This is a genomic window from Rhodococcus sp. BS-15, assembly GCF_000813105.1.
GTDB lineage: Bacteria > Actinomycetota > Actinomycetes > Mycobacteriales > Mycobacteriaceae > Rhodococcoides.
Genome location: NZ_BAOX01000336.1, coordinates 1 through 4927 on the forward strand (window position 1 = coordinate 1; position 4927 = coordinate 4927).

The following is a 4927-nucleotide window of genomic DNA, read 5'->3' on the forward strand; positions in this document are numbered from 1 at the left end:
CGGACCACGCACCGGAGCCAACGAGTCGTACTCGTTGGCAGAGAGAATCTCGATGTCACCGACTCGGATGGCCGGCGTGGCCGTCACGGCGTCGAGGATTCGTACGAGGCGATCGGCGAGAACCCGGACGGTATCGGCATCGAAGAGTTCTGTGGCGTAGCGGAATCCGGCTTCGATGCGACCGGTGCGCCGGACCTGTCGAATTCCTCCGAGATCGTCAACTGCAGGTCGAAGTTGGCGATGTCGTTGGGGAGCTCGATGCTCTCGATCGACAGTCCGGGCAACGTCACCGTCGGTCGGTCGGTCTGCTGGAACTCGAGCATCACCTGAAACAACGGTGCATGGGCAGTCGATCTCGCGGGATCGACCGCATCGACCACTCGCTCGAACGGGACGTCCGAATGAGTGAATGCGGCCAGGTCGACGGAGCGAACATCCGAGAGCAGGTCCTCGAACCGAGTCGAGCCGGGCACCTGCGTGCGCAGCACGAGGGTGTTGACGAACATGCCGACGAGTTCGTCGAGTGCGGCGTCTCCTCGGCCCGAGATCGGCGTTCCGACCGAGATGTCCTCGGCACCCGAGAGTCGAGCCAGAAGGACGGCCAGAGCCGCGTGCACGATCATGAACGAGCTCGAATTGTGCTCGGCGGCAACAGCAGCGAGTCGAGAATGAATTGCGGCGTCGATCTCGAACGTGACGCTGTCGCCGCGCAGGGATGCCACCGCGGGACGTGGGCGATCGGTCGGCAACGGCAGGACCTCGGGGCTGCCGGACAGTGTGTCGACCCAGTAGGTGAGCTGTTTGGCCATCAACGACTCGGGATCGGACTCCGCGCCGAGGAATCGGCGCTGCCACAGGGCGTAATCGGCATACTGCACCGGCAACGGTTCCTGGCTCGGTGCGTGTCCTGCAGCGCGGGCGCTGTAGGACACCATCAGGTCGCGGGCCAGCGGAGCGCTCGAGAACCCGTCGGAGGAGATGTGGTGCACCACCATCACGAGCACATGCTCGTTCTCGCGCACCCGAACCAGGCGGACTCGCAGCGGAACATCGGCCACCACGTCGAAGCCCGCGCCGGCGACGTCGGCGATCAACTCGAGGACGTGACGCTCGTCGCTCGCGAGAATCGGAGTCAGATCCGGCAGTGCCGATGCCACGTCGAGGATCGACTGCACCGGAGCGTCGTCGGTCAGCGGGAACATCGTGCGCAGCGACTCGTGTCGGCTCAACACGTCACCGATGGCCGAGTGCATCGCGTCGACATCGAGCACACCGCTCAGGCGCATGGCGAACGCGACGTTGTAGGCAGCCGACTCGGTGTCGTACTGATTGATGAACCACATCCGCTGCTGCGCCAGCGACAGCGGCACCTCGTCCGGTCGCTCCTGCGGAACCAGTCGAGGGGCGGCCGCAGCATCGTGCTCGCCGAGCTCGATGCCTGCCGACAGCGCTCGCACGGTGGGGGCGTCGAACAGATCCCTGATGCCGATGTCGGTTCCGAGTACCGCGTTGATTCGCGCCACCAACCGCATCGCGATCAGCGAGTTGCCACCGATCTCGAAGAAGCTCGACGTGACGCTGACCTGAGCGATGCCGAGCAGATCACCGAAGACACCGGCGACGATCTCTTCGACCGGGTTCTCGGGCCCGAAGAACTCCGATGCAGCGACGGTGAATTCGGGCGCAGGCAATGCCTTGCGGTCGAGCTTGCCGCTGGCGTTGACCGGAAGCGAGTCGAGTACCACCACGTGTGAGGGCACCATGTACCCCGGGAGGCGGCGCGCGGCCTCGGCCGTCAGCTGCGCGGGGTCGACGGCGGAACCGTGCGCACCGACCACGTAGGCCACGAGGGTCTCACCGGTGTTCGGGTCCTTGTGCACCAACGCGATCGCCTGTGCGACGGACTCCGATCGAAGGAGAACCGCCTCGATCTCGGGTAGTTCGATGCGGAGGCCACGCAGCTTGACCTGGAAGTCCGTGCGGCCGATGTACTCGAGTTCGCCGTCGGCGCGCCAACGCACCAGATCGCCTGTGCGATAGAGCCTCTCGCCCGGCTCGCCGAACGGATCTGCGATGAAGCGATCCGCTGTGAGGTCGCCGCGACCGACGTACCCACGAGCGAGCTGCACGCCTGCGAGATACAGCTCGCCGGGTGCACCGATCGGAGCCGGTCGCAACGAGGCGTCGAGCACGTACAAACGCGTGTTCCACACCGGTGCGCCGATGGGAATCGAGACAGCGTCGCGCCCGGTCACGTGGTAGTAGCTGACGTCGACGGCCGCTTCGGTCGGACCGTAGAGGTTGTGCAGTTCCGCGAGGGAGAACTGCGCGAATTGCGCCGCGGTGGCGGGCGGAAGGGCCTCGCCGCTGCAGAAGACCAGTCGAAGCGAGACACATTCGGCGGCCCGTGCTCCTGCCGCGAACACCGCGAGCATCGACGGTACGAAGTGCGCCGTGGTGATGTGCTCGTCCGCGATGATGCGGGACAGGTACACGGGATCGCGGTGTCCGTCGGGTTCGGCCACGACGAGCTTGGCACCGACCTGCAGCGGCCAGAAGAACTCCCACACCGAGACGTCGAACGTGGCCGGAGTCTTCTGCAGAACGGTGTCCGCAGGTTCGAGGTGATATTCGTGCTGCATCCACAGCAACCGGTTCACGATGGCCGAGTGCGTGACTGCGACGCCCTTGGGCCGACCGGTCGAACCGGAGGTGTAGATGACGTATGCGGTGTTCGAGCCGTGCAGTCTTCCCAGACGGTCCGAATCGGTGATCGAGGAGTGGTCGCGATCGGAGACGTCGAGTAGATCGACAGCGAGGACCGGAGTTGCCACCGGGATGTTGATCCAGTCGCGGCTCGTGGTGAGGATGCACACGGGCTGGGCGCTGGAGAGGACGTAGGACGAACGCTCGACCGGATGGTCCGGATCGATCGGCACATAGGCTCCACCGGCCTTGACGATCGCGTACATACCGACGAGCAGGTCGACCGACCGTCGGATCGCCAGGCCGACATGGGATTCCGGTGTCACGCCGAGCGAGATGAGGTGTCGTGCGAGCTGATTCGCACGTTCGTCCAGTTCGAGATAGGTGATGTGCTCGTCCTCGAACACGAGCGCGGTCGAGTACGGACTGCGCTGCACCTGTCGGTCGAAGAGGCTGCTGAGCGTCATGTCGACGCCGCCGACCGGAATCTGTTGGTGGACCGGAGGTTCGATCAGACGTGCGGTGTCGTTCCACTCGAACAGGACGAGTTCGCGCTCCGCGGCGGACAGGATGTCGATGTCGCCGGTGCGTACGTCCGTCGACGTTCCGATGGTCGACACGATCCGCAGGAAGCGATCGACGAACCGGTCGATGGTTTCGGGATCGAACAGATCTGTGGCGTAGGTGAACGAAGCCGACAGTGCACCGGACGGGTCGACGGGCTCCTGATCCACGCGCAGCTGTAGATCGAATTTGGCTGTGTCGGTGCTGATCTCCTCGAACCGAACGGTGAGATCGGGCAGCTCCAACGTGACAGCTGCATTGTTCTGGAACTCGAGCAGAACCTGGAACAGCGGCGAATGGTCGGTCGACCTCACCGGATCGAGTACATCGACCAGTCGCTCGAACGGGATGTCGGTGTTGTCGAAGGCGGCGAGGTCGGAGCTACGAGTGTCGGCGAGCAATTCGGCAAAGGTCGCTCGAGGCTCGACCTGTGTTCGCAGGACGAGGGTCCCGACGAACATGCCCACGAGGTCGTCGAGGGCAGCGTCGCCTCGACCGGCGATCGGAGTACCTATGGCGATGTCCGCAGTGCCGCTCAGGCGCGCGAGCAGCAACGCAAGCGCGGAATGGACGACCATGAACAGCGTCGAGTCCTGTTCGGCGGCCACCGAACTCAACCGAGCGGCGACATCGCCGGGAATCGTGAACGGTGTGACACTGCCGCGCATCGACTGCCGGGTGGGGCGCGGGCGATCGAGCGGCATCGGCAAGACGTCCGGCAGGTCTGCCAGCGCCGACTGCCAGAATTCGATCTGCCGCGACGCCACCGAGGTGGAGTCGCTCTCGTCGCCGAGAACAGCGTGCTGCCACAGCGCGAAGTCCGCGTACTGGACGGCGAGTGGCTCCCACATCGGAGCAGCACCAGCGGACCGGGCACCGTAGGCGACCATCACGTCTCGGGCCAGCGGCGCCATCGACGCACCGTCCGCCGCAATGTGGTGGACGACGATGGAGAGTACGAAGCTCTCCGAGCCGGTCCGGTACAGCACCGCGCGGAAAGGAAGATCGACCGTGACGTCGAATCCTGTTGTCGCAGCGGTACGGACGAGCGCATCGACCGAACCGGCGTCGACGTCGACCACCTCGAGGGGGAGCTTCGATCCGGTGACGTCCTCGACCGGTGCGATGACCTGGTTCGGCAGATCGCCCACCGTCGGGAACACCGTGCGCAGCGACTCGTGCCGGGACAGCACGTCGCCGACGGCCGCAGCCATCGCGCTCACGTCCAGACGACCGGTCAGGCGCACGGTGAGCGGGATGTTGTAGGCGGGCGAGGACACATCGAACTGGTTGATGAACCACATCCGCTGTTGCGCGAGAGACAGCGGGATCGAGGCGGGCCGGTCGACGGGGACGAGTGCCGGACGGCGATGCAGCGACGCGCCCTTGGCTTCGGCACGTTCGGCCAGAGTCCGAACCGTCGACGCCTCGAACAGATCCAGCACCTTCAGATCGGTTCCGAGAGCCGAATTGACCCGTGCGATCAAACGCGTTGCCACGAGGGAGTTTCCGCCGAGGTCGAAGAAGCTGTCGGTGACGCCGACCCGATCGACCTCGAGAACGTCGCAGAACACTGTCGCCACCGCGGCTTCGTATTCCGTCTCTGCGGCCTCGAATGCACCTGCGAGCCGAGTTCGGGTTCGGGGAGTGCGTTTCG

General features: G+C 65.1%; 1 protein-coding gene. It reads right to left on the bottom strand.

What is annotated here, in order from left to right; translation table 11 throughout:
• Positions 1-83: 83 nt before the first annotated feature.
• Positions 84-4853, bottom strand: coding sequence for a non-ribosomal peptide synthetase (locus tag RHBS_RS24300; protein ID WP_237669647.1), 4770 nt, complete (start codon positions 4851-4853; stop codon positions 84-86).
• Positions 4854-4927: the final 74 nt, after the last annotated feature.